Annotated in this window: 25 protein-coding genes; 5 read left to right on the forward strand and 20 right to left on the reverse strand. The window is 38.9% G+C overall.

The window, feature by feature from the left end; genetic code table 11:
* Nucleotides 1-13: 13 nt before the first annotated feature.
* From P3R27_RS11105 to pyrR, 3 genes are read right to left on the reverse strand one after another with little or no spacing between them, the layout of a single operon-like run.
* The gene (locus P3R27_RS11105) at nucleotides 14-940 is read right to left on the reverse strand and encodes an aspartate carbamoyltransferase catalytic subunit (protein WP_034688201.1); all 927 of its coding nucleotides are present in this window, start codon (nucleotides 938-940) and stop codon (nucleotides 14-16) included.
* Between the two features lie 12 nt (nucleotides 941-952).
* Nucleotides 953-2,236 (reverse strand): solute carrier family 23 protein, encoded by a 1,284-nt coding sequence (locus P3R27_RS11110; RefSeq protein ID WP_010735517.1) that lies wholly within the window; start codon nucleotides 2,234-2,236, stop codon nucleotides 953-955.
* Nucleotides 2,237-2,250: 14 nt separating this feature from the next.
* Nucleotides 2,251-2,790, reverse strand: coding sequence for a bifunctional pyr operon transcriptional regulator/uracil phosphoribosyltransferase PyrR (gene pyrR / locus P3R27_RS11115; RefSeq protein ID WP_029594119.1), 540 nt, complete (start codon nucleotides 2,788-2,790; stop codon nucleotides 2,251-2,253).
* Between the two features lie 58 nt (nucleotides 2,791-2,848).
* Between pyrR and P3R27_RS11120 the strand changes: the two genes are divergently transcribed.
* The gene (locus tag P3R27_RS11120) at nucleotides 2,849-2,971 is read left to right on the forward strand and encodes a hypothetical protein (protein WP_256209227.1); all 123 of its coding nucleotides are present in this window, start codon (nucleotides 2,849-2,851) and stop codon (nucleotides 2,969-2,971) included.
* A 59-nt stretch (nucleotides 2,972-3,030) separates the two neighbouring features.
* On the opposite strand, the gene P3R27_RS11125 is transcribed toward P3R27_RS11120, so the two are convergent.
* From P3R27_RS11125 to P3R27_RS11155, 7 genes are all read right to left on the reverse strand, one after another.
* Nucleotides 3,031-3,942 carry an RluA family pseudouridine synthase gene (locus P3R27_RS11125; RefSeq protein ID WP_065095773.1) on the reverse strand — a complete coding sequence of 304 codons (912 nt, stop codon included), beginning with the start codon at nucleotides 3,940-3,942 and terminating at the stop codon, nucleotides 3,031-3,033.
* The gene (gene lspA, locus P3R27_RS11130; protein WP_126134074.1) at nucleotides 3,939-4,403 is read right to left on the reverse strand and encodes a signal peptidase II; all 465 of its coding nucleotides are present in this window, start codon (nucleotides 4,401-4,403) and stop codon (nucleotides 3,939-3,941) included. Before lspA ends, P3R27_RS11125 begins: the two co-directional genes overlap by 4 nt.
* 4 nt (nucleotides 4,404-4,407) lie before the next feature.
* Entirely contained in the window at nucleotides 4,408-5,106 is a 699-nt protein-coding gene (locus P3R27_RS11135; protein WP_126134073.1) for a CBS domain-containing protein, read from the reverse strand.
* On the reverse strand, nucleotides 5,093-5,476 hold the full coding sequence (locus P3R27_RS11140) for a hypothetical protein (RefSeq protein ID WP_126134072.1): 384 nt from the start codon (nucleotides 5,474-5,476) through the stop codon (nucleotides 5,093-5,095). Before P3R27_RS11140 ends, P3R27_RS11135 begins: the two co-directional genes overlap by 14 nt.
* 96 nt (nucleotides 5,477-5,572) lie before the next feature.
* A complete protein-coding gene (locus P3R27_RS11145; RefSeq protein WP_301356940.1) occupies nucleotides 5,573-6,064 on the reverse strand; it encodes a DUF6773 family protein in 492 nt (163 codons plus the stop codon).
* Complete coding sequence (locus tag P3R27_RS11150) at nucleotides 6,051-6,245, reverse strand: helix-turn-helix transcriptional regulator (RefSeq protein ID WP_200868958.1); 195 nt, start codon at nucleotides 6,243-6,245, stop codon at nucleotides 6,051-6,053. The genes P3R27_RS11145 and P3R27_RS11150 overlap by 14 nt, the downstream gene beginning before the upstream one ends.
* A gap of 935 nt (nucleotides 6,246-7,180) precedes the next feature.
* The gene (locus P3R27_RS11155) at nucleotides 7,181-8,851 is read right to left on the reverse strand and encodes a formate--tetrahydrofolate ligase (RefSeq protein WP_034688188.1); all 1,671 of its coding nucleotides are present in this window, start codon (nucleotides 8,849-8,851) and stop codon (nucleotides 7,181-7,183) included.
* 180 nt (nucleotides 8,852-9,031) lie between these two features.
* Here P3R27_RS11155 and P3R27_RS11160 point away from each other — a divergent pair, with 180 nt between their 5' ends.
* Complete coding sequence (locus P3R27_RS11160; RefSeq protein ID WP_029594249.1) at nucleotides 9,032-9,244, forward strand: cold-shock protein; 213 nt, start codon at nucleotides 9,032-9,034, stop codon at nucleotides 9,242-9,244.
* 109 nt (nucleotides 9,245-9,353) lie between these two features.
* Here P3R27_RS11160 and P3R27_RS11165 read toward each other — a convergent pair whose 3' ends face one another.
* Nucleotides 9,354-9,791, reverse strand: coding sequence for an EbsA family protein (locus tag P3R27_RS11165; protein WP_034688185.1), 438 nt, complete (start codon nucleotides 9,789-9,791; stop codon nucleotides 9,354-9,356).
* A 75-nt stretch (nucleotides 9,792-9,866) separates the two neighbouring features.
* Here P3R27_RS11165 and P3R27_RS11170 point away from each other — a divergent pair, with 75 nt between their 5' ends.
* On the forward strand, nucleotides 9,867-10,262 hold the full coding sequence (locus P3R27_RS11170; RefSeq protein ID WP_034688182.1) for a ribonuclease HI family protein: 396 nt from the start codon (nucleotides 9,867-9,869) through the stop codon (nucleotides 10,260-10,262).
* 931 nt (nucleotides 10,263-11,193) lie between these two features.
* Here P3R27_RS11170 and P3R27_RS11175 read toward each other — a convergent pair.
* From P3R27_RS11175 to alaS, 3 genes are all read right to left on the reverse strand, one after another.
* Nucleotides 11,194-12,279 (reverse strand): cation diffusion facilitator family transporter, encoded by a 1,086-nt coding sequence (locus P3R27_RS11175; RefSeq protein ID WP_241234804.1) that lies wholly within the window; start codon nucleotides 12,277-12,279, stop codon nucleotides 11,194-11,196.
* Nucleotides 12,280-12,371: 92 nt separating this feature from the next.
* The gene (locus P3R27_RS11180; protein WP_126134069.1) at nucleotides 12,372-12,968 is read right to left on the reverse strand and encodes an ECF transporter S component; all 597 of its coding nucleotides are present in this window, start codon (nucleotides 12,966-12,968) and stop codon (nucleotides 12,372-12,374) included.
* A 167-nt stretch (nucleotides 12,969-13,135) separates the two neighbouring features.
* A complete protein-coding gene (alaS, locus tag P3R27_RS11185; protein WP_034688175.1) occupies nucleotides 13,136-15,778 on the reverse strand; it encodes an alanine--tRNA ligase in 2,643 nt (880 codons plus the stop codon).
* Nucleotides 15,779-16,140: 362 nt separating this feature from the next.
* Here alaS and P3R27_RS11190 point away from each other — a divergent pair, with 362 nt between their 5' ends.
* The gene (locus P3R27_RS11190) at nucleotides 16,141-16,569 is read left to right on the forward strand and encodes a GNAT family N-acetyltransferase (protein WP_034688174.1); all 429 of its coding nucleotides are present in this window, start codon (nucleotides 16,141-16,143) and stop codon (nucleotides 16,567-16,569) included.
* Between the two features lie 108 nt (nucleotides 16,570-16,677).
* On the opposite strand, the gene P3R27_RS11195 is transcribed toward P3R27_RS11190, so the two are convergent.
* Together P3R27_RS11195 and P3R27_RS11200 are read right to left on the reverse strand one after the other, a co-directional pair.
* On the reverse strand, nucleotides 16,678-18,027 hold the full coding sequence (locus tag P3R27_RS11195) for a DEAD/DEAH box helicase (RefSeq protein ID WP_126134068.1): 1,350 nt from the start codon (nucleotides 18,025-18,027) through the stop codon (nucleotides 16,678-16,680).
* Nucleotides 18,028-18,102: 75 nt separating this feature from the next.
* Nucleotides 18,103-19,248 (reverse strand): VanZ family protein, encoded by a 1,146-nt coding sequence (locus P3R27_RS11200; RefSeq protein ID WP_034688168.1) that lies wholly within the window; start codon nucleotides 19,246-19,248, stop codon nucleotides 18,103-18,105.
* A gap of 127 nt (nucleotides 19,249-19,375) precedes the next feature.
* Here P3R27_RS11200 and P3R27_RS11205 point away from each other — a divergent pair, with 127 nt between their 5' ends.
* On the forward strand, nucleotides 19,376-19,699 hold the full coding sequence (locus tag P3R27_RS11205; RefSeq protein ID WP_034688165.1) for a hypothetical protein: 324 nt from the start codon (nucleotides 19,376-19,378) through the stop codon (nucleotides 19,697-19,699).
* A gap of 176 nt (nucleotides 19,700-19,875) precedes the next feature.
* On the opposite strand, the gene P3R27_RS11210 is transcribed toward P3R27_RS11205, so the two are convergent.
* The 4 genes from P3R27_RS11210 to P3R27_RS11225 form a co-directional block, all read right to left on the reverse strand.
* Entirely contained in the window at nucleotides 19,876-20,550 is a 675-nt protein-coding gene (locus tag P3R27_RS11210; protein ID WP_034688163.1) for an HD domain-containing protein, read from the reverse strand.
* A 30-nt stretch (nucleotides 20,551-20,580) separates the two neighbouring features.
* A complete protein-coding gene (locus P3R27_RS11215; protein WP_034688161.1) occupies nucleotides 20,581-22,083 on the reverse strand; it encodes a carboxypeptidase M32 in 1,503 nt (500 codons plus the stop codon).
* Between the two features lie 60 nt (nucleotides 22,084-22,143).
* Nucleotides 22,144-22,611 carry an ASCH domain-containing protein gene (locus P3R27_RS11220; protein ID WP_034688159.1) on the reverse strand — a complete coding sequence of 156 codons (468 nt, stop codon included), beginning with the start codon at nucleotides 22,609-22,611 and terminating at the stop codon, nucleotides 22,144-22,146.
* Between the two features lie 81 nt (nucleotides 22,612-22,692).
* Nucleotides 22,693-23,862 (reverse strand): THUMP domain-containing class I SAM-dependent RNA methyltransferase, encoded by a 1,170-nt coding sequence (locus P3R27_RS11225; RefSeq protein ID WP_010735544.1) that lies wholly within the window; start codon nucleotides 23,860-23,862, stop codon nucleotides 22,693-22,695.
* Between the last annotated feature and the right edge of the window lie 33 nt (nucleotides 23,863-23,895).

The following is a 23,895-nucleotide window of genomic DNA, read 5'->3' on the forward strand; positions in this document are numbered from 1 at the left end:
CCTCCTCTTATGTTTATGCTTTTCCACTTAATACAGCTTCTAAGATCGCCATTCTGACAAATACACCATTGCTCATTTGTTGAATGATCCGTGACTGGAGCCCTTCAACCAGTGAATCCGCCAATTCGACATCTCGATTGACTGGTGCCGGGTGCATGATGATTGCGTGTTTTTGCATTTTTTTAGCGCGTTCGACTGTCAAGCCGTACTCTTGATGATAGCCTTCTTTTGAAAAACTTTCTTTTCCATCGTGGCGTTCATGTTGCACCCGTAACATCATCATGACATCGACTTGATCTAGCAAGTCATCTAGTGGTAAGTAATGACCGTAAACTTCAAATTCATCGTCATACCATTCTCTTGGACCTGAGAAGTAAACCTGCGCGCCAAGACGTTTCAACATCTGCATATTCGATTTTGCGACACGAGAATGTGTGATATCTCCGACGATCGCCACTTTCAAGCCTTCGAAATAGCCAAATTCTTCATAGATCGTCATCAAATCAAGTAAACACTGCGTTGGATGTTGCCCACTACCGTCACCACCATTGATGATCGAGCATTGGATCGTTTTACTTTGGATCAATTCGTCATAGTAGTTTTCATCTCCATGACGGATAACAGCTACATCCACCCCAAGTGCAGACATCGTTAGAACGGTATCGTATAATGTTTCACCTTTTGTAACTGAACTTGTACTTGCTTCGAATTCGATCACTTCAAGACCAAGTTTCTTTTCTGCTACATCAAAACTTTTATGGGTTCGTGTACTGTTTTCAAAGAACAAGTTCGTTGCAAAATATTGGGATTTTTGTGGTGACCAAGTTGCGCCCTGTTTGAACTCTTGTCCTCGTCGGATCAATCCCATTACTTCTTGGTCTGTTAATGCTTCTACCGTTAATAAGTGTTTTAAACTGATGCGTTCTGATTTGATGATCATGCGATGTCCTCCTTAATTTTCTTCGCTGCGTGAAGTTTCTGGTAAGATAAGATTCAAAATGATTCCTAAAACTGTTGCTAGTGCCATGGCAGATAAAGTGAATGTCCCTACTTCTAGGACTAATCCCCCGATACCTACGACTAAGATGACTGAAGCAATCAATAGATTTTTCTTTTTATCAAAATCGATTTTGTTTTCGACTAAGATTTTCATCCCACTTGCCGCAATCACTCCGAATAGGATGAAACTGATACCTGAAATAACTGGGCCAGGAATACTTAATATCAAAGCACTTAGTTTGCCAATGAAGCCAAGGATCACTGCGAAGACTGCTGCGCCTCCGATCACGAATACGCTGTGTACACGAGTGATTGCCAAGACTCCGATATTTTCACCATAACTTGTCACTGGAGGCCCACCAACAAAAGCTGCCACTAATTGAGCCAATCCATCTCCTGTCAATGTACGGTGTAGGCCTGGATCTTCAAAGAAATTTCGTTTGGTCAATTTGTTCAAGACCATCAAATGGCCGATGTGTTCGGTCATTGTGACAAAGGCGATCGGTGCCATCGTAGTGATTGCCCCTATATATAACTTCGGTTGATATTGCACAAATGGAATCTCAAAGTTAGGCAGCGCGAACCACGGTGCGTCGATGATTGGTTGGGTGTCAACGATCCCGAAAAGTAAAGCCACGATGTAACCCGAGATGATGCCAAGCAAGATCGGTAATAATCCTAGAAACCCGCGTAAGAACATATTGAAGAAAATCGTCAATCCTAAAGTGATCAATGCAACTGATAGATATTTGAAATCGTAATGGTCTTGATTGAACATCGCATTATTTGCTGCGTTGGCAGCTAAACCTAAACCGATGACCATGATGACTGGGCCAACCACGATCGGTGGCAAGATTTTGTCTAACCAAGCGGAACCGATTTTCTTGATGATCAACGCAACGATCAGATAAACAAGTGCCGTTGTCATCGCGCCTTGTGCGATCGCCGGGAAGCCGTCGGTTTTCATCAACATCTGCATAGCGGCGATAAACGCAAAGCTACTGCCTAGATATGCTGGGATCTTCCCTTTTGTTGTAATCAAGTAAACGATCGTTCCTAATCCTGAACTGACCAAGGCAATCCCAGGATCGATTCCGACTAAGATCGGTACTAAGACAGTTGCACCGAACATCGTGAATAAATGCTGTAAACTTAAACCCACCCAGTGTCCAATGGTTGGTCGATCATGGATGTCTAATACCACACTATCGTTGTGGAACTTTTTTTCTTCTGCCATCTTGCCTTACTCCTCTACTTTTCCTCGTTTAAGATCATGATGCGATCTTGTCCATCTAATTCTTGCATCTCTACTAAGATTTCTTCTTTTTTTGCTGTAGGGATATTTTTTCCTACGTAATCTGCGCGGATCGGTAATTCTCGGTGTCCCCGATCAACTAGAACCGCTAGTGAGATTTTTCTAGGACGACCAAAGTCCATGACTGCATCCATTGCAGCGCGGATCGTCCGTCCTGTGTATAACACATCATCGATCAGGATAACTTCTTTTCCTTCTAAACTGACTGGAATATCTGAAGAATGCAATTCTGGTTCTTGAGCGATCTCTTTTTTATCGTCACGGTACAATGTGATATCAAGTTCTCCTACAGGTACTTCGATATTTTCGAGTTGTTTTAGACGTTCGGCAATTCGAGCAGCGATATAGATCCCTCTCGTTTTGATTCCGACTAAGACGATCTCTTCGATACTTTGATTTCTTTCGATGATTTCGTAAGTGATACGTGTTAGCGCTCGTTTCATCGTTACTTGGTCCACTACTTCTTTTGCTTGCATCATTTTTCCCCCTCCATTTTTTACACAAAAAAACTCCTGCCCTAAGAGGACAGGAGGAATGTTTAGACTGAGTGTATACTACTACACTGGTCGCTTTGTGTATGCGACGTCATTGAGCAAGTCTCGCTATGGCGCACCACAGGAATTCTTACTCACACCCTTCTTAGCCTCACGGGACTAAACTTAAAGGATTTCTATTAAGTTTTTCTTTTATTGTTTATTACTATACCGTTAAGTACTTTAAAAAGCAATATCTTTTCTCAACTTCTCTAAAGTTTTTTCAAAAACTTCTGGCAATGGTGCCTCAAAGGTCATTCGTTCATTCGTTTGAGGATGAGTGAAACCTAATAATTTTGCATGTAAAAATTGGCCATTACCTTTGAGAGTTTTCTTTGGTCCATATACGGGATCACCTGCTAAAGGATAACCGATATACTTCATATGCACACGGATTTGATGCGTACGCCCTGTTTCTAATTGTAACTCTACTAAAGTAAAATTCTCAAAACGTTCTAGTACAGTAAAATGCGTCACAGCTGGTTTTCCATCTTCACGGATCGCTTGCATTTTTCGATCGACTTTTGAGCGCCCGATAGGTGCATTGATCGTCCCTTTTTCATGAGGAATAACGCCATGGACTAAAGCAATATATTTTCTTAGGGAAGTTTTATCTTTCAATTGCTGTGCCAAAGCTTCATGGGCTTGATCATTTTTTGCGATCATCAATAATCCAGAAGTGTCTTTATCGATTCGATGAACGATCCCAGGACGGATCACGCCATTGATCGATGACAGATTTTTCATATGGTACATCAACGCATTGACTAGTGTTCCTTGGGCATGGCCAGCAGAAGGATGAACGACCATGCCTTGTGGTTTATTGACCACCGCTACGTCGTCATCTTCATAGACGATTTCTATTGGTAAGTCTTCTGCTACGATTTCAAGTTCTTCAGGCTCTGGTACTTCCACGATGATCGCATCAGCAGATTTTACTTTGTAATTCGCTTTTACTGGTTCACCATTTACGGAAACGGCACCATCTTTCAACCATTGTTGAACTTGTGAACGACTATGATCCGCAAATAATGCTGTCAAAACTTTATCGATTCGTCCTTTTTCTTCTTTGATAGTTGCTTTTAATTGTGTCATTTTTTTCGTTGTTCCTTTTCATCTAAAATAATATAAATCAATACGCAGATCACACCGATCACTAAAGAAATGTCTGCCACATTAAAAATCGGGAAATTCATAAAATCAGTTTGGAACATATCGATCACATAACCTAAACGGACACGATCGATAAAGTTACCGAGTGCTCCAGCTAGAATCAATGTCAGACCGATCATGAACCAACGATTTCCGTTGCTACGATTTTTGATCATCAACGTCAAGATCACTACAACTGCGATGATCGTCACGACAGTAAAAAACCACATTTTTCCTTCTAGTAAACTCCAAGCTGCTCCAAAATTACGGATATGATTCAAGGACAAGATCCCTGGAATCACTGATTTCGTTTCTCCTAAAGCAAAGTTATTGACGATCAACCATTTTACCCATTGATCTAACCCGATGATCAACGCACTTATAATCCAATATATCGCTAACAAACAATCATTCCTTTTCTACTTCATGATAAATATCTCTTGGTCGGATGATCCCTAATAAATTTCCGTTAGGGTCACCATTTTTGGTGATCAACACAGCTTCAAGCGTACCCTGCTCACCAAACATTTTTTCTACTTCAGCAATCGTTGTCTGAGCTGATACAAAATGATAATTGGTATACTTACCATCTTGAGTGATCAGATCGGCAGCTATTTTTCCTTGAAGATCGATCACACCATGATGACTTTCTTTAGCCAACCAAAAACCTAACATCCGCAACGTCACTAATCCTTTAAATGTCCCTTTGTGATATAGCGGGAACTGAGAATAACGCTTTTGAGCAACAGTCTCTAACAAACTAGGTAGTGGGATGTCCCATTCAAACCCAGTTACATGCTTTGCGAAACGCGGTAACACTGTTTCTGGACGAATCAGTTCTTGCTCGATTCTTTGGATACGCTTCGTCGCCCATTCATTAGGTTCAGCGATAATAAAATCGACGGCGATCCGATCATGCACGATCGCATTACGTAATTGAGCCAACTGTAGTAAGTCATCCTCATATTTTTTGATACTTTGGTGTTGTTTTTGCGCTAAACGACGAACGAGTTCAGTAAACCCCATATTTCGTGGGTTCCCCATCTCTTCTTGCAGCCATTTTTCGATCCGATTAAAGCTACTCAAAAAAAGATCAGAATTCTTCATCACTAGCCTCCTTGATGACATATGCTTTATTTTTTATAAATAGAAAGAAACCAATCATTACGACGACGATCAGTAAACTATAAAGGATACTTTGAATAGCAATAGCACTGATCCCTGTAAACAAGAAAAGCACGGGATATAACTGCAATAGCAATAAATTTATCGTGATCCGATAGTTTTTAGTTGGTTCTGCTATCGTATATACTGGACTTTTTAGCCAAAAAAAGGTAACTTGCATCTGAAACGGGGCGTCTACATCTAGAGTAACAGATTGGTTTTGCCCCAAACTGATTTTCCAATCATCCACCCGTAATGTGATTGGACTACCCATTCCGTAAAATCCGGTATCTCTAGTAACATTCACTTCCATTTTCGCTCCTCCTATTATGCGTTAGTCTCTATCAAAACACAAGCGGAATCTCTATTATCCCTAATGGATCGATCCTTGTACCATCTTTTTCAGCAGTCATTTTCCCTCATTTTCATCCTCTAATTTACTTTCCAGTCTTTTCTGTCCAAATCGATTGACAGAAGAAACCAAGAACACTAAGGCTGACATAAATAAAGCCGAAGATATAAACGTAATCCCTAAAATCGCTAAAAAATGAGGATCGAAATAACCAGTGTATAAATCATGATATAAGGTATAATTTCTCACCCCAGTAACTGCAGAAACGAATACACTTCCAATAATGACTGCTAGCACTCGCAATTTCTTTGCATGTTTGGATTGATCGATAAGCTCGTGACCAATCAGTGAGCCACGGATCAATAAATAGATAAATGCTACCCCTAGCAACAATAACTCAGTAAACACTTCAGAAGCTGGTTGCTCCAACAAATAACTTTTTACAAAGATCGAAGTCCCTAATAATACCAATAATAACAAAAAGGCTTCACTTTGTATTTGATTATTGACCTGTACGATACGTTCAGCTTTAAGTTTATTCTTTTTCATCTTTATCCTCCCAAAATAGATCATCTAATGTTTGATTTAATTCATGGCAGATGGCCTGACACAACTTGAGTGTGGGATTATACTTTCCTGCTTCAATCAATCCTATCGTTTGCCTTGTCACGCCTACACGTTGAGCCAATTCTTCTTGGCTTAAATCATTTTCTAAACGCGCGAGTTTCATTCGGATATTTTTCAACTTGGTGGCTAACCTCCATTCTATACTGTCACTTGTATTGTAAACTATATATTGCTAAATGTAAAATATATATTGCTTCAAAAGAAAGAAAATGAAGAATAGTAATAATAAAAAAACAGGAAAAGCATTATTTCTTTTAAAATTTTTGAACTGAATAAGTAGAATTAATTCTTCAGTCCCATTTTCATTTTAGAGATAAAAAAACATAACAAGCTCTAATAGAAGGAAATCATTACAAAATATACTGAGATTATCGAAAGAAATATCCTTCTTAGTCGCCGACATTCACCCCGACTACTTACAGCCCGCAAAATGTGTTCTGCCAAATACAAGTGAAGTGATTGATTGATGTCATATTGTCAAATATAGATTCAAGCTTTCAGTGAGTTGCCTATACGTGCTATGCAGAAAAACTGAACAAGAACTGGCGCTTTCTACTAAAAAAACGTGCAATCATTTCCGCGTGAATATGAAACATACAACAGTTTCCGAGCATCTAAATAAATACCCATTTCTTACTGAAGTAATGATGCTTGATTGATTGGGGTTTCAACATTCCAAAAAAGAGGTGTGCTCTTTTTTATGAATCAGTAGAAGGCATCACCAATGAGATGATCTATCCTTACTCTAATTAAAATATAGAAGCGAAGAATGCCCACGTAAAGACAATAAAGCGATTATCTTAAGGATTTAAACTGTTTGTCCATATGAAAAAATAGAATCTATTAAATCAATTAATTAAAGTGAGATAACAAAAAATCTGAACCAGAATGAGGTTCATTCTGATCCAGATTTGATTTTTTTCAACGCATTAATCCTGATTGTCAAAGAGCAAGAAAATAGTTGCTCTATTTTTTAGATTATGCACTTTCATATTGAAAAGGTCAAGTTAAGACTACTTCAAATTTTTTATTTTACGATTAGAATAAACCAATTACTTCTCCTTGATTCGTCACATTCATATTCAAGGCGGCTGGTTTTTTTGGTAATCCAGGCATCGTCATCACTTCGCCTGTCAAAGCGACTAAAAATCCGGCACCTAACTTAGGCACAAATTCACGGATCGTGATTGTGAAATCCTCTGGTGCACCTAGTAATGTTGGATCATCAGAAAAAGAGTACTGGGTTTTCGCCATACAAACCGGTAAGTCAGACCAACCATTTTTCTCAAACTCAATGATTTGATTTTCTGCTTTTTTACTAAAAGAGACTTCTTTACCACCATAGATTTTTTGAACGACTGCCTTGACTTTTGTTTTGATTGGATCACTGGATCGATACAATGGAACGTAATCCGCTCGCTCTGTATCGATCAATTCTACGACTGCCTTTGCTAAGTCCACGCCACCTTCCGCACCATTTTCCCAAACACTTGCGCGTTTTGCTACGACTCCTTCTTTTTCACACAATTCTTTCAGTAATTCTAATTCAGCGTCTGTATCAGTCACAAACTCATTGATTGCGACGATCACTGGAATCTGATAACTTTTCATATTACGAATATGCCGTTTTAAGTTCGTATACCCAGCCTGCAACGCCTCAAGGTTTTCGTTTTGTAATTCTGCCTTATCCAATCCCCCATGCATTTTTAACGCACGTACAGTTGCTACGATCACAATCGCATCTGGCGCTTTCTGCAAATTAGGAACTTTGATATCTAGGAATTTTTCTCCTCCTAAATCAGCACCAAAACCAGCTTCAGTCACTACATAATCCGCAATTTTCAAAGCAGTTTTAGTTGCTAATACACTATTACAGCCATGGGCAATATTGGCAAATGGTCCACCATGGATAAATGCTGGTGTACCATAGATCGTTTGTACGAGGTTCGGTTTAATCGCATCTTTTAATAACAAAGCAAGAGAACCCTCTGCTTTTAAATCCCCCGCTGTTACAGGACGGCGATCGTAGGTGTAGCCAATCACAATTCGTGCTAATCGAGCTTTTAAATCATCTAAATCGGCAGCTAAACACAAAATTGCCATGATTTCACTAGCCACAGTAATGTCGAATCCATCTTCTCTTGGTACTCCTTGCATCGGTCCGCCCAGCCCAACGATCACATTTCGCAATGCTCGGTCGTTTAAATCCACCACACGTTTCCAAATGACACGTCGAGGATCGATCCCCAGCTCATTTCCTTGATGGATATGATTATCTAATAGAGCTGACAATGCATTGTTTGCAGAAGTGATCGCATGCATGTCGCCAGTAAAATGCAAATTGATATCTTCCATTGGTAATACTTGCGCATAGCCACCTCCTGTGGCTCCGCCTTTGATTCCCATAACCGGACCTAATGAGGGCTCACGCAATGCAATCACTGCTTTTTTGTCTATTTGGTTCAAAGCGTCACCTAATCCGACTGTAACTGTTGATTTTCCTTCACCCGCTGGTGTTGGATTGATAGAAGTTACCAATATGAGGCGACCATCCTCTTTTTCCGAAAAATCATTTATTCCGGTAAAGTTTATCTTTGCTTTGTATTTTCCATATAATTCCAAATCATCCTCATTGATCCCAATGCTATCCGCAACTCTAACTATCGGTTTTAGCTGTGTTTCTTGTGAAATTTCTAAATCATTCTTCATCAAAACGCCTCTTTTCACGAACTATATATATAAATAATTATATTTTGTTAAGTTAAATCCATTATACCTGTTTTCCTTAAAAAAAAAAACAAAAAAAACTGACTTTTAATTTATTTGACGTACCTATTAATTCTCTTTATAATATAGGCTATGATCAGACATAGAAAGGTCGTGAGTGTTTTGACCACAGGAATGGTGAAATGGTTCGATAACAAAAAAGGATATGGCTTTATTAGTTATGATGAAACAGAAGAGATCTTCGTACATTTTACTGCGATCGAAGAAGAAGGATTCAAAACACTTGAAGAAAACCAAGTGGTAGAATTTACCGTCATTGAAGGTAATCGAGGCGTTCAGGCGGCCCATGTCAAAAAGATCAATGATCAAGCTTAGTCCAATCAAACAAAACAAGCTATTCCGATATTTTTCGGAATAGCTTGTTTATTATTATAGAGGACTCTCTGTGCAGTTAAAAAATTACCAATGTCTCTATCGTTATTTTTTACTCAACTAAATCGTTCGTATTCTCTATTAGCGAAGAAGTGATGATCGTTTTTTTATATGGATGTTTCAAGTGATCAAGCAATTTTCCTTGTGCCTTCTGATTGACGAAAATCACGAATGGCTCTTTGCCTTTTACAAAAGATAAAGATACTTTACGTTTTTGTACGTGAACTTCCTTGATTTCATTGATAGGTATGTCGCGATCTCTCCAAAAAGCAGCATATTTTATTTTTATTGCCTCTTTCTTTAAAACAAGGGAGCGTCGAAATCCTAGCAAAAGAAAAATAAAGAATATCCCCATTAAGATATTACTTTTCCAATAAGGCCTTGTATTTTCTAACGATAAAACCAAACTCAAAAATAATAAAATAAATGTTGATGACCAATAAATGATCGACTGTGCCGTTTCGGGCTGCCAGCGAATATTTTTTTTCATTCTTCAACCTCGTGTCTTTATCTGTAGTGGTATAATAAGTCAAACCGACAATTTTTGAAGGGCGTGTTTTTCCTTATGTTAAAAGTATACATTGACGCATCAACAAAAGGCAACCCTGGGCCTAGTGGTGGAGGAATATTAATAGTCGCTGATCAACAACAAGAACAGTTGTCTATCCCGTTGTCCTTTGGTTCAAACCATCAAGCCGAGTTTGAAGTCTTTTTAAAAACTTTAGAAATTCTAAAGAATAGACAGAAGGCAGAAGAAATCATTCTCTGCTATTCCGATAGTAAAGTACTTGTATCAACCATCGATAAAAATCATACGAGCAACAAAGATTTTTTACCCTATTTAGAAAAAATACAAAGTCTATTAAAAGATTTTTCAATGTTGATCCTTCAGTGGGTACCTGAAAGTAAAAATAAAGGCGCTGATAATCTAGCTAGACAAGCTTTACAAAAATTTTTATAAAATATTGGAACAAAGCAATTAGCAATCGTATCTTGATTTGCAAGCACTTTATACGGTCAACTTCACCTTTTGTCTCGGTCTATAAAAGAACATAATCATAATAATAGATCAACAAATGTTGAGACACGATTCTTTCAAACATCTGCTAAATATTCAGAATTTTATGTCGCTGTTATTTGGACTAACTCAAAGATTGTAAGGGCAAAATAAATGTTTATTGTTTCCAGTTATCGATTAGAATAAATAAGTCCTGATAGCTAGATTCCGACAAAATTTTTGACTGCTTTATTTTGGTCAACTATTAACATACGCCGAATTCAGCTAACATGACCTCATAATCTCCAAGGTATTTTCTGAAAAAGTCTGACTATCCACATATGTATCGATCATTCTGTTTATTTTATCAACGCTGTCTTTATGGGTCATGATAAGATATAAAAGCTATCATTGAAGTCTGTTCCAAAAGAGGATTCGTTTTTAGTTTTCTGCCAAATTTTTCACTTCCTTTTATTATCCCTCGGATGTACTATTTGTCCGTGTCTAAATCCGACGAGAAGTTGCCTCTTCTGATTCTTTCACCATCAAAATTCGATTTAGCGTGACGAACAAATCCGCGAAAACTTTCATCTAGGTTCAGTCAAACATTTGTAGGTACAACGAAGAAGCAGCCATTGTCTGTTTTAGTTATCCTATTTTGTCCTAGAAAACACATACGTCTTTCAGAACAATATAACGTAAAAGTCTACTGTCATCCATTATAGTATTTCTAATAACCAAAATGAAAGGCTAAAAGATTTGTTTTAAAATAAGCAAAAAACCCGATTATCTAAGATTTCAGGTTTTTTGCTTATTTTAAGTTTAGTCAAAATCTCATCGCGACAGATAGGTCGTATAGATATTTAAACATCGCGTATTATTTTTTGTCAACAATTTAGAAAAGTAAATAATTATGATCAAAGGTGATATCTAATTGATACTGCCCGACTCTCTTTTCTATTTGGATACGCATCATTCGTTCTAACTCCTCGTCAGACAAACGCGTACCTTCAGGGACAACGACATCAAATTGTAGGATCTGTCCTTTATGGATCATGCGGAAATCATGGATTTTCAAGCCTTCTGCTGTCTCATTGATGATTTTTTTCAACTCATTGAGAATTACTTGATAATTCTCATTATTGACTGGTACAGGATCTAGATGACAGACTAATTCTACACCTAATGATCGTTTAAAATCCTTTTCGATAATGTCCATGATTTTGTGCGCTTCATTCAAATCTAGCCGATCATCGACTTCCACGTGAACTGAAGCAAATCGTTGATTTGGTCCGTAATTATGCACTAATAAGTCATGATAGCCGAGGATTTTTGTATAGCCATTTAGCTGCTCCTCCATCGCCTGGATCTGTTCGACAGTGGGACGGCTTCCTAATAATTCGTATACGAATTCTCTTAACATCATTACACCGCTGTACAAGATATAAAGTGCTAATAAAAAGCCAATATAGCCATCTACGCGCCAGCCTGTCAGCCACTCGACAGAAGCTGAGAGTAAAACAGCAAAGGTCGTATATACATCATTATAACTGTCTTTGGCAGTGGCATGTAAGGTTTCCGAATCGATCATTTTTGCAGTTCTCTTGTACATACGCCCCTGAATAATTTTTAAGGCAATCGAAAAGACTAAAACTAAAAAGATAATCGGTGATAGAGCGATATTTTTCGGATCGATGATTTTTTCAATTGAGGAATGTAAGAACTGGAATCCGACATATGTGATGATGAGAGATACGAATAGTCCACTGATATATTCAAAACGTTCGTGTCCATATGGATGCTCCGGATCTGCTGGTTTTGCTGCGATTTTAAAGCCAATCAAAGTCAAAACAGAAGAAGCGGTATCCGACAAACTGTTGATGGCATCCGCCATGATCGACACACTTCCAGAGAGTAGTCCGATCATTAATTTCGCAACGAATAGGATCACATTAGTTAACATTCCCCATACTCCTGCCATCAATGCTTTTTTTGTTCGTTCTTTTGCTGTTAGTATTTCTTGTTTCTTTGTCAAATTTGTGACTCCTTTTATCTATGATTGCTAGTCTTATATCATTCAGGTTTTAAAGGTGTTGCTGCAAATAATGCTTTGGCGAGTAACGGTGTGATGATCCCAGCGCCGATAGCTTCTGGAATCCCATTAATTGCTGCAATTCCAGCAAGTGTCTTGAACAAGACCGAAGCATCGACACCATAAGCTTGAGCTGTGGCATTTGTATAAAATAAGCCCATAAATCCTAATACAAGGATCGTATTGACTAAAGAGCCTAGAATTCCAGCTACAACAGTCGGTACGACGATCGTAGTAGAACGCTTATACAACCAGTGAAATACTAGGCCAGCTACTAGTCCCACTAAAACTCTGGGTACAACTGAGATGATTGGATTGGTGAAAACCAATGTATCAAAAGGTGTAGTTGGCATCGCGTAGGCTCGGATGATCGTCGCAATTCCCCAGAACAGGCCGATCAACATGCCATCTTTCGGTCCTAATACCACGGCCGCTACGATCACTGTGATATGGATGATCGTCAAGCTAATAAAACCTAATGGGATAAAGCCTAACCACGGAATCATTGATTGAACGATAATGATGGCTAACAAAATGGCACGAAGTACTAACCGAAATGTTTTATTTTTGCTATTCATTGAATCTCCCCCTGTTTGCTTTACTCTAATCCTATAGCGTTTTGATGATTTGTCAATAAATGTGTATATAGCAACAACCGTTGAGTCAATGAAAATAAAGCAACGAGCTTGGGAAATCATCCCAAACTCGCTTGCCATTTCTTTGTAGTAAAAACTTACATTTGCTTTTATTTATTTTCTAACCATGTTTTTGCTTCTGTCAATGCGTCTGAGATACCAGCTGGGTTTTTTCCACCTGCTTGCGCCATATCTGGACGACCACCGCCACCGCCGCCGACTTTAGGTGCGATTACTTTGATCAACTCGCCGGCTTTCAAGCCTGCTTCATTTGCTTCAGGCGTCATTGCTGCTAACAAGCTGACTTTACCTTCTTGTTCGTTTGCCAAGACAAGAATATCTGAAACTGCTTTTTGTTTCCATTGATCGGCTAATTGACGTAATTGATTCATGTCTTTTACTTTAACTTGTGCAGTGATGATCGTTTTACCATTGATCGTCTCTGGATTTTTGAAAATATCCCCTGCTTGTTGATTGGCTAACTTACTTGCCAATTGTTCATTTTCTTTTTGTAATTCTCTTAATTGTTGTTGCAACAGTTCTGCTTTAGCTACGACTTCTTTCAATTGTGGTGATTTCACGATTGCCGCAACTTCTTTTAGTTGTTGTTCTTCGCTTTCCAACAATTCATAAGCTTCTTTACTTGTCACTGCTTCGATCCGACGAACCCCTGCACCAATCCCTGATTCAGAAACAATTTTAAAGATTCCGATGTTTTCGGTATTACCAACATGCGTACCACCACATAATTCGATCGACCAACCGCCGATATTGACCACGCGGACTTCGTTGCCATATTTTTCACCAAACAATGCCATTGCGCCCATATTTTTCGCTGTATCGATGTCTGTTTCGATCGTTTCAACAGGAATGGCTTCCCAGATTTTTTCGTTTACGATTTGTTCCATTTTCGCCAATTCTTCACTTGTGATTTGACCGAAATGTGTAAAATCAAAACGCAAATGACCTGGTGCAACCAATGAACCTGCTTGGTTGGCATGATCACCTAATACTTCTTTTAATGCTTTGTGCAATAAGTGAGTAGCCGTATGGTTTTTGATGATTCGGTTACGTCTTGGTTCATCAATCAATAAATGGTAAGTGTTTCCTTCTTTGATCTCAGAAAGGACTTCTACTTTATGCAAGAATTGTCCATTTGGTGCTTTACGAACATCAGCCACATTTGCTACTGTTTCACCAGAGGCATCAATGATCCAACCTTGGTCGGCTACTTGTCCACCCATTTCAGCATAAAATGGTGTTTGATCAAAGATCAATTGAGCTTCCCCATCCGATAGTTCACTGACGATTGTTTCGTCTTGGACGATCACCAGTAATTCACTATCAGATTCCATATGGTCATAACCGATGAATGTGCTATTTACTTTGATGTCTGTCAACAAAGCAGATTGAACACCCATAGATGTTTCAGTATTACGAGCCGCACGCGCGCGATCCCGTTGCGCCTGCATTTCTGTTTCAAAACCTGCGTGATCGACATTCAATCCTTCATCTTCCGCCACTTCTTCTGTCAATTCGACTGGGAATCCATACGTATCGTAAAGTTTAAAGATATCTTTCCCGGCAAGCGTTGTTCCGTTTGCTTGTTTTACCTCTTTGATTACTTGGTTCAAGATCTCAAGACCTTCGTTGATCGTTTCATTGAAACGTTCTTCTTCCGTACGAACGACTTTTTCAATGAATTCTTTTTGATCCAACACTTCAGGATAATAGCTCTCCATGATTTCACCAACAACAGGTACTAAACGATATAAGAAAGCTTGCTCGATCCCTAGTTTTTTCCCATGCATGACTGCTCGACGCAACAAACGACGTAACACATAGCCACGTCCTTCATTTGAAGGCAAAGCCCCGTCACCGATCGCAAAAGATAATGCACGGATATGGTCAGCGATTACTTTATATGAAATATCTGTCAAGGCGTTCTCGCCGTATTTCACTTGGTTACTTAATTTCTCAACCGCATGGATAATTGGTAAAAACAAATCTGTTTCAAAGTTAGTTGGTGCGTCTTGAACGATGGAGACCATTCGTTCTAAACCCATGCCCGTATCAATGTTTTTATGTGGAAGAGGTTCAAATGTATTATCTGGTTTGTGGTTGAACTCTGAGAATACTAAGTTCCAGATTTCAAGATAACGTTCATTTTCGCCACCAGGATAGTTTTCAGGATCATCTTCTTCCAAGTCATTATAGGCTTCGCCACGATCATAAAAAATCTCTGTATCTGGCCCACATGGTCCAGCACCGATATCCCAAAAGTTATCTTCTACATCCACGATATGATCAAGAGATAAGCCAACTTCTTCGTGCCAGATACGTTTTGCTTCTGTATCTTTTGGATAAACAGTAACATATAATTTTTCAGGATCAAACGCCATCCATTTTGGACTTGTTAAAAATTCCCATGCCCAGTGGATTGCCTCTTCTTTGAAATAATCGCCGATCGAGAAGTTCCCTAACATTTCAAACATCGTATGATGACGAGCTGTTTTCCCAACATTTTCGATGTCATTCGTCCGAATGGATTTTTGCGCATTCGTGATTCTTGGATTATCTGGTACAACAGATCCATCAAAATATTTTTTTAGTGTCGCCACTCCTGAGTTGATCCATAATAAGGTTGGATCATTGACAGGTACTAGTGAAGCACTCGGTTCGATCGTATGTCCTTTTTCTTGGAAAAAGTCTAAAAACATTTGACGTACTTCTGCACTGCTTAATTTTTTCATTTATTTTACCTTCTTTCTAAATAATAAACGACAAAAAACACCATTACAGCCAAGGACGAAAACTCGCGGTACCACCTTGATTGCAATGATGTTTACTCATTACCTCTTAAACTCGTTAACGCTGAGTCGCGTTGATATTTCTATCAAATTGAAAAAAGGGAGCAGGTTGAACAGTGACTATTCTTTTTTCAGCCGAGAAAGAATTTTCTGTGAGTCAGTCTAAAACAAACTATGTCCTTTTTGTACTTTATCAGTATACGTATTCTTAGCGAGGCTGTCAATCCTACTTTTTGATTTTTTATTGTTTGCGGTCTACGTTTTCCTTGCTATAATCAGGAAAGAACTCAATAGGAGGCAAAACAATGGAAACGTATTTTGGAACCGAAGAATGGATAAAAGCCAGCAGTTACGTTTTACGTTATGACGTATTCGTGTTAGAGCAAGAAATACCTGCTCATTTAGAATTCGACGGTAAAGATGCCTATTACCCGAACTTTGTCATGATCCATGACGAACAGCCAATTGCTACCTTGCGTTATCAAAAACAAAGCGAAGAACAAATCCAATTTGATCGTTTTTGTGTCGCAAATAATTGGCGCAACCGTGGGATTGGCAGAGAAATGCTTCAATTAGCAGAAAAGCGAGCAATAAATGAGGCATTCAAAGAAATCTATTTGATTGCAGAAATTCCCGCCGTTCCTTTCTACGAAAAGCAGGGCTATCAGAGTTTTTCAGACCCACTAATCGAAGACGGCATTCTTTGTCAACAAATGCGAAAAAAGCTCTCCTAATATCAAATGTGTAATCAAAAAAAATCAGCCCCAAAACCAAAAATAGATTTACTATTTAGGTTTTTGGGGCTGAAAGTCAAGTGCAGCGTGATTCGCTCATGACTGCTCTTATTGGTTGGAATTCTTTTTATTTTTTCTGGCTGTACGCGTTTGTTGACGTCTTTCGATCTTGCGGTCTTTTTTATTTTTCTCCGCAATTGCCCAGTCGATTTTTTTCTTGTAACCAGGTTTGATTTTTTTCTTTTTCTTTTTGACTAAACCAATCAGTGTTGGGTCAAGGCTGTCTTTTGATTTTTCACGTTTTGTCCGACGGTTACGATCATAGGTTTTAACGATTTCACCATTTTTGATTTCCATTGGCTCAAAGACAACACCGATTTTTTCGATGCCTTCGATCAATGGCTCATCACTTGGTGCATATAAAGTGATCGCGGTTCCTTTTAAGCCGTTTCTACCAGTACGACCGACACGGTGGATAAAGAAATCTAGATCTTCTGGAACCTCCGCATTGATGACATGAGAAACGCCTTCGATATCGATACCACGAGCAGCTAAGTCTGTCGCAACTACATATTGATACTCTAAGTTTTGCACTTGACGCATCACACGCTTACGTTCACGAGGAGTGATATCTCCATGGATCTTCGCTACTTTCAAGCCTTGGTTTTTCAAGTAATCAGCGATTTCGTCTACATGTTGTTTCGTATTTGCAAAGACGATTGCTAAATAAGGATGCCCGATCGTCAATAACTGATAGATCGTTTGATTCTTATCCTTTCCTTTTGTTGAAACTAACCAATTCTCGATATCTTCTGAGATCACTGCTTTTGGTTTGATTTCTTCGATGATTGGATTTTCCATATATTTACGCAAGAATGGGCGTAGTTTTTCTGGAATCGTTGCTGAGAAAACTAAAAATTGTAATTTTTCTGGCAAGCGGCTAGCGATTTGATCAACTTCATTCAAGAATCCCATATCTAAGGTCATATCTGCTTCATCCACGATGAAAGCAAAGGCTGTATGGATCTTTAAAGCTTGCTCATTCATCATGTCAAGGATACGTCCTGGTGTACCGACAACGATCTGTGGTTGTTGGTGATTCAAGCGATTTAATTGACGTTGTTTGTCTGTTCCGCCGACAAAATTCGATACGCGAATCTCCGGATCGGAAAACTTAGCAATTTGAACAGCCGCATCATAGATCTGTGTCGCCAGTTCACGACTTGGTGCTGTAATCACCACTTGGACTTCTTCTTTACTGGCATTGATTTTTTGAAATAGAGGCAAAAGAAACGTATGCGTTTTTCCTGAACCAGTTTGTGATTGTCCGATGATATTTTTCCCTTTTAAAATCAAAGGAATCAATCGTTCTTGCACTTCTGTTGGTTGTTGGAACCCTTTTTCTGCTAACGCTTCGTTGATAAACGGATGAAAATTGAATTGTTTAAAATGACTCATTTCGACACCTCTTCTCTTTGTATTTTTCACGACTTTGGAATTATACCATAAATTTGCTTACTTTGCTTGAAAAGGTCAGGCTTTTCTATCTTTGATCGTACTGATCGTGTAAGTATGACTCGCTTTTTCATAGAATAAAACTCTCTTTTTGCGGATAAAAGATAAGAATAGATTCAGACCGAAGATGAACTGTGCAACCAAGGTACATAAGAAAATGAATACTGCACTCATCTGTGTGACACCTGTCGCTTGATTGATGACTGGACCAACTAATTGGCTCAACCAGCCTAGCCCATAAAATAAGAAATAGAAATACGCATATCGAATGAACAATGCACGAAATCTGATTCGTTCTCTCCCATCTTCCACAAGCCTGATACGGACAATTTTTTTTCCAAGTGTTCTACCATTTGTGAAGAAAGGAAGAAGCATGAAATATAGAAAGACTTGCACGAACAACCACCAACTATAGGAGGTGAACTCGTTACTTCCAATCGACAATCCGGCAACCACTCCGATGATCGACGTACAAATAGATAAGAAAAACCAATCGATCAAATAGGCAACCAGACGGCGTGTCAAAGAGACCGTCTTGCCTTTTTCATAAGATACTTCATCCATTCTCGCTCTTGTTGGCAACATAAACGTAAAGATTGGCGTCACAAGATAGCCAAGCATTCCGCCAAATGTATTGGTCAGTAAATCATTGACATCGAATAATCGATACGGACGTGGATAGATAAAGTAAAGACCGGTTAATTGTGTCAACTCAAAAAATAGGGAGAGACAGAAACTTGCAATGACCGTTTTGACGAAGGATAGTCGGAAATAATACCTTAAATAGATGCCAAAAGGTAAGAGTAAAAAGAGATTGAATAATGGCTCTAAAAAAACACTTTGTCGCATCGCAGATAAATAGGTACTCGGATCGGACAACACGAGGACTGTATTCGCTCTGAAGTTCTCCCAAGACGCAAATAAGTGTAATTCCATTTTTGGACCTGTCATTTGCGCGACAGCTTCCTTAGTAGGTAAAGGTAAAATCACTAAAAAGTAAGCACATAATAGATAAAAGACAAATGAATATAAAATGACCGCTCTAGTTAGGAGAAACGTTCCATACTTTCGGTATTCATAAATAAAAAAGATAGCAGAAATCGCCAATGCGAGAAAAGGAAAGACAATCAACGCAAAACGAATCGGCTCGATATAACTTGCCATAAAACAAACAGACCTCCTTTGAATACAGTTATCTTAGCAATATTGGTGAAGAGAATGCAAGTAATGACTAAATTATTTTTAAATTCCTATCAATTGAAGTATGATTATTATGAGGAGGCGATTCATTTTGCTTAATATTTATTTTGTATTTGGTGTTCCAGCATTTTTACTTATTCTCTATTTAGTCTTTGCATTGATTCGCAAACGGACATCGATCCATTACTTAGGATTTATTCTATTGATCATCGCAGGCTTTATGCTTGTTTTCAACTTACAGACATGGCAACAAGCAGTCTCTGAGCTTTCACATACTTCAAGTGCAGAACTTTCTGCAGAACTTGGCTATTCTGTCTATTTGATCTGGGTACCGATTGGAATTGCTACTTTATTATTTTTGCTGAATATCTTCCGAGCATTGTTAAGGATCAAGCAAATTCGAAAAAACAAATAGAAAGACGAGATTGAGACAGAAGTGTTTAACCTCAAAAAAAAGGCGTCATCCACGAAAATTGTTTTTCAACTTTTTGTGGATGACGCTTTTTTTTACGAAGAACTTCCTTATGTTCTCGCCGTTTATTTGGTTTTAGATGACGCGAGAGGACGAATGGCTCAGACGTATCTATTTAATTATCGGTTACGCCAGATTTGTGAATCAAGTGAATCATCGCCGACAAACCATTCTTTGTAGAACTCCTCTAGAAATTCACGCATGAACGCTTCACGTCGTTTTGCTTCTTGTTTCGCATAACCCGTATTCATTTGATCTGGCAATAACAACAATTTTTCATAAAAATGATTGATGACTGTCGAGCCTTTACGATAATCTTGTTTGTTCGTATAATTGATTGGTTGGATGGCTGGGTCAAAAATCGGATGCCCCTTATGTCCTCCATAATATGCCGTACGTAAGATACCCATCGCACCTAACGCCTCTAAGCGATCTGCATCCTGTACGATCTTGCCTTCTAAGGACAATTCGACGTTATCAGACCAACTTTTTGAAAAAGACATATTTTCGATGATATGAAAGATTTGATGAATCTCTGATTCTGCAACTCCGATGTTTGCCAAAAAGACTCTGAGTCTTTCTTTCGCTTGCTCTTCATCTTCGACCACTTTATCATCGATCGTATCGTGTAGATATGCCGCTGCCAGCGTGATAAAAGGATTGGCTTGCGGTAGTGTCTCAAGGACTTGTCGGGAAAGTTCGACTACTCGATTCGTATGGTCCACACCATGTCCTGAACGATCCAAAGCCAATTGTGCCATGCTGTAGTTAGCAATTTCATTTAATTTATACACTGCCGCTTTCACCTTCTATTTGAGAATTTTTTAGACTTCTTCAACACCATAAACGCTAAAGTAAAGTTTTCGCATAAAATCGATCAAGTACTGCGGATTCAATGCTTCTCCTGTCGCCTCTTGAATCAATTGATTTGGTTTTCTTGATGCGCCGTACTGATGGATTTTTTCTGTCATCCACTCTTTGATCGGTGAGTAATCATCAGAAGCCAAAATCTCATCAACAGCGATATCTTTTTTCATTGCATGTAATAATTGTGCAGCATACATGAATCCTAACGCATAAGATGGGAAGTAACCAAAACTTGCACCTGACCAATGGACATCTTGCAAGATCCCTTCTAAATCGTTTGTTGGACGGATACCTAAGTACTCTTCATATTTTTGGTTCCATACTTCTGGTAATTTCTCAACTTCTAACCCTTCATTGAAAATCATTTTTTCGATCTCATAACGTATAATGATGTGTAATGGATACGTCAAACTGTCTGCTTCGATCCGAATCAAGCTTGCTTTTGTATACTGTAACGAACGATAGAAATCATCAAAAGAAATATCATCAAAGGTTCCTTCAGCACACTCTTGGAAGAATGGGTACTGCTTTTCCCAGAAACTGCGGTTGCTGCCGACAATGATTTCATTGAAAAGTGATTGCGACTCATGAATACCCATTGATGTGCCTTCGCCTACTGGTGTATACGTATATTTTTCATCAATATTTTGTTCATACATTCCGTGTCCGGCTTCATGGATCACTCCAAACGTTGCCATTTTGAAGTCCTCTTCATTCCAACGTGTCGTGATGCGGACATCATTACGATTGATCCCGATCATAAATGGATGGATCGTGTCATCTAAGCGCCCTCTAGAAAAATCATACCCTAACTGTTTGATCACACCGACTACAAAACGTTTTTGTTGTTCCTTCGTCATTTTACGTGAAAGAAAATCCGTCTCAGGTGCTGTTCCTTTTTCGACTAAGTCTTGACGGATGGACATAATCCCTTCTTTGACTTGGTCAAATACTTGGTCTAAGATCTCTACGGTCATTCCTGGTTCGTATTGGTTCAACAGCACATCATAGTCTGTTTTCTCCTCTTTACGCCAATATGGAATCAACTGTTTTGTGATCTTGATGTTTTCAGATAACGCGGATTCAAAATCAGCAAATTGTTTTGATTCACGCGATTCTTGCCATTTCGTGTGGGCTTTAGAAGTCGCAGAAGTTAAAGCAATCATCAATTCTTCCGGTACTTTATGCTCTAATTCATAGTCTTCTTTGACTTTCTCAAAAACCGTTTTTCCAAGATCAGACAACTCGTCAGGGTGCGCAGAGAAGTATTCGATTGCTTCTGCGATTTTCGATCCGACTTTTTTTGAGAAATATAGCCCATATAAATAACTGTTGACTTCACTGCGTTCTTCACTTGATTTTTCTGGCATGCCTGTTTGGATATCCCAGTCCAATACTGTTAACGCTTGACCCATTAAATCGATTTCTTTGACTTCTTTCAAAAATTCCTTTTCATTCATCCAAAAATCCTCCAACTTATCCTAGTTATCATTTATCCAATAGTTATAGCTCACTTACTTTTACGACATTTCCTTTGCGTTGATTAATTCAAACCGTTCAACAGCAAGGGGGATCTCTTCATAAAATTCTTTTCCAATTTGGGGCAGTAACTCCCTAAAAAATTTTTTATGAACTTTATACCAGTAATCATGGCTCAAATCACCCTCACCCTCAGCACAGGCAATTTCTTCTGTTACTTCATTCATTGGCATTATCGTCATATCTGTATATTTTATGATGCCTACAGGTTCGTCTTTACTATTTAAAACAATGGTATAACTTCCGATTTTAGATAAAGGGTCTGCATCGTAATACAGGCATTCATCGTATGATGAACATGACGCCGTTTTGATCCCCTTTAAAATCAAATCCGCCAATTCATCTGCCATCGGTGTCCCTTCCCACCCCCACTGCTCTGCAGTAACATTTGTTGGAGGGACTTCGCCTTGCCAAAATTCTTTCCAATATTTTTTTGCTTGTTCATTCATTTTCAATTCCTCCAAAAATCATAGGGCCAAAGGTCTTAAAGTCCCAACCATGGTTTTTAGGTGTCTATACTTATATCCTAGTTATTCATTTTCAGTCCGTTCTTTTCTTGGTGGCCGAGTTCCCCAATATTGGAACAGATCTGTGCGCAATGCACCATTGTATAATTTACGTTTTTTTGTTGCTTTTTGTCCGTAAAATTCTTCAAATGCCAAATCACTTGTCAAGATGTACTTACTCCACGTTTTCAATGGTCGGAAGACCTCACCCATTTCTTTGTAGAGACGACGAACAGACTCTTCTTCACCTAAGCGTTCACCGTAAGGGGGATTAGCAACGATGACGCCGTATTCTTTTTCCGTTTTGAAGTCCTTCACTGCCCGTTGTTGGAAAGTGATGGAATCTCCTAAACCGATCTCTTCCGCATTAGCTCTGGCGATACCGATCAATTGACCATTGATATCAGACCCAGTGATATCTAATTCGATATCATAATCTGCCTGTTCTTCCGCCGCTGCACGAACTTTTTCCATGATTGCCGGATCGAACCAGTCCCACGTCTCACACACAAATTCACGATTGAAACCAGGGGCGATATTATGACCGATCAATGCAGCTTCGATACAGAGTGTTCCTGAACCACAAACCGGATCATAAAACGGACGATCTTTTCGCCAGTTCGTCAACATCACTAAAGCTGCTGCCATATTTTCTTTTAATGGGGCACCACCTTTTTCCAAACGATAACCGCGTTTGAACAGACTTGGACCAGTCGTATCAAGGGTCACTAACACATGATCTTTCAATAAAGCAACTTCTAGTTGGAAATGTGCACCGGTTTCTGTCAACGGCACAGTAGACGGACGATGGTAGTACGTACGTAGTCTTTCAACAATTGCTTTCTTAGTGATGGCTTGACAGTCTGGTGTACTATAAAGCGTCGATTTGATCGATTTTCCAGCTACAGGGAATGACGCATCTAAAGGAAGATAATCTTCCCATGGCAACGCTTTGACTTGCTCGAATAATTCATCAAACGTACGAGCATCAAATTCACCCACGACGATCTTGATACGATCTGCTGTACGCAACCATAGATTGGTTGTAGCAATCGTTTCCATCGTTCCTTTGAAACGCGCACGACCATTTTCGACTTGACACTCGATGCCAAGATCTCTCAGTTCTTTTCCTACTAATGCTTCTAGCCCGCTGGCCGCTGTGGCTATTAAATTGAATTCTCTATTTTTATCCATTGTATTCTCCTTATCAATCAAAAAGAGGTATGA

The sequence above is a fragment of the Enterococcus spodopteracolus genome, assembly GCF_030441955.1.
In the GTDB taxonomy this organism is placed as follows: domain Bacteria; phylum Bacillota; class Bacilli; order Lactobacillales; family Enterococcaceae; genus Enterococcus_B; species Enterococcus_B spodopteracolus.

Excerpts from the sequence above, each read along its gene's own strand:
- P3R27_RS11105 (WP_034688201.1), bottom strand. The coding sequence starts at position 940 with ATGATCATCAAATCAGAACGCATCAGTTTAAAACACTTATTAACGGTA.
- P3R27_RS11110 (WP_010735517.1), bottom strand. The coding sequence starts at position 2,236 with ATGGCAGAAGAAAAAAAGTTCCACAACGATAGTGTGGTATTAGACATC.
- pyrR (WP_029594119.1), bottom strand. The coding sequence starts at position 2,790 with ATGCAAGCAAAAGAAGTAGTGGACCAAGTAACGATGAAACGAGCGCTA.
- P3R27_RS11120 (WP_256209227.1), top strand. The coding sequence starts at position 2,849 with ATGTTTAGACTGAGTGTATACTACTACACTGGTCGCTTTGTGTATGCG.
- P3R27_RS11125 (WP_065095773.1), bottom strand. The coding sequence starts at position 3,942 with ATGACACAATTAAAAGCAACTATCAAAGAAGAAAAAGGACGAATCGAT.
- P3R27_RS11135 (WP_126134073.1), bottom strand. The coding sequence starts at position 5,106 with ATGAAGAATTCTGATCTTTTTTTGAGTAGCTTTAATCGGATCGAAAAA.
- P3R27_RS11140 (WP_126134072.1), bottom strand. The coding sequence starts at position 5,476 with ATGGAAGTGAATGTTACTAGAGATACCGGATTTTACGGAATGGGTAGT.
- P3R27_RS11145 (WP_301356940.1), bottom strand. The coding sequence starts at position 6,064 with ATGAAAAAGAATAAACTTAAAGCTGAACGTATCGTACAGGTCAATAAT.
- P3R27_RS11150 (WP_200868958.1), bottom strand. The coding sequence starts at position 6,245 with ATGAAACTCGCGCGTTTAGAAAATGATTTAAGCCAAGAAGAATTGGCT.
- P3R27_RS11155 (WP_034688188.1), bottom strand. The coding sequence starts at position 8,851 with ATGAAGAATGATTTAGAAATTTCACAAGAAACACAGCTAAAACCGATA.
- P3R27_RS11165 (WP_034688185.1), bottom strand. The coding sequence starts at position 9,791 with ATGAAAAAAAATATTCGCTGGCAGCCCGAAACGGCACAGTCGATCATT.
- P3R27_RS11170 (WP_034688182.1), top strand. The coding sequence starts at position 9,867 with ATGTTAAAAGTATACATTGACGCATCAACAAAAGGCAACCCTGGGCCT.
- P3R27_RS11175 (WP_241234804.1), bottom strand. The coding sequence starts at position 12,279 with ATGGCAGGAGTATGGGGAATGTTAACTAATGTGATCCTATTCGTTGCG.
- P3R27_RS11180 (WP_126134069.1), bottom strand. The coding sequence starts at position 12,968 with ATGAATAGCAAAAATAAAACATTTCGGTTAGTACTTCGTGCCATTTTG.
- alaS (WP_034688175.1), bottom strand. The coding sequence starts at position 15,778 with ATGAAAAAATTAAGCAGTGCAGAAGTACGTCAAATGTTTTTAGACTTT.
- P3R27_RS11190 (WP_034688174.1), top strand. The coding sequence starts at position 16,141 with ATGGAAACGTATTTTGGAACCGAAGAATGGATAAAAGCCAGCAGTTAC.
- P3R27_RS11195 (WP_126134068.1), bottom strand. The coding sequence starts at position 18,027 with ATGAGTCATTTTAAACAATTCAATTTTCATCCGTTTATCAACGAAGCG.
- P3R27_RS11200 (WP_034688168.1), bottom strand. The coding sequence starts at position 19,248 with ATGGCAAGTTATATCGAGCCGATTCGTTTTGCGTTGATTGTCTTTCCT.
- P3R27_RS11215 (WP_034688161.1), bottom strand. The coding sequence starts at position 22,083 with ATGAATGAAAAGGAATTTTTGAAAGAAGTCAAAGAAATCGATTTAATG.
- P3R27_RS11220 (WP_034688159.1), bottom strand. The coding sequence starts at position 22,611 with ATGAATGAACAAGCAAAAAAATATTGGAAAGAATTTTGGCAAGGCGAA.
- P3R27_RS11225 (WP_010735544.1), bottom strand. The coding sequence starts at position 23,862 with ATGGATAAAAATAGAGAATTCAATTTAATAGCCACAGCGGCCAGCGGG.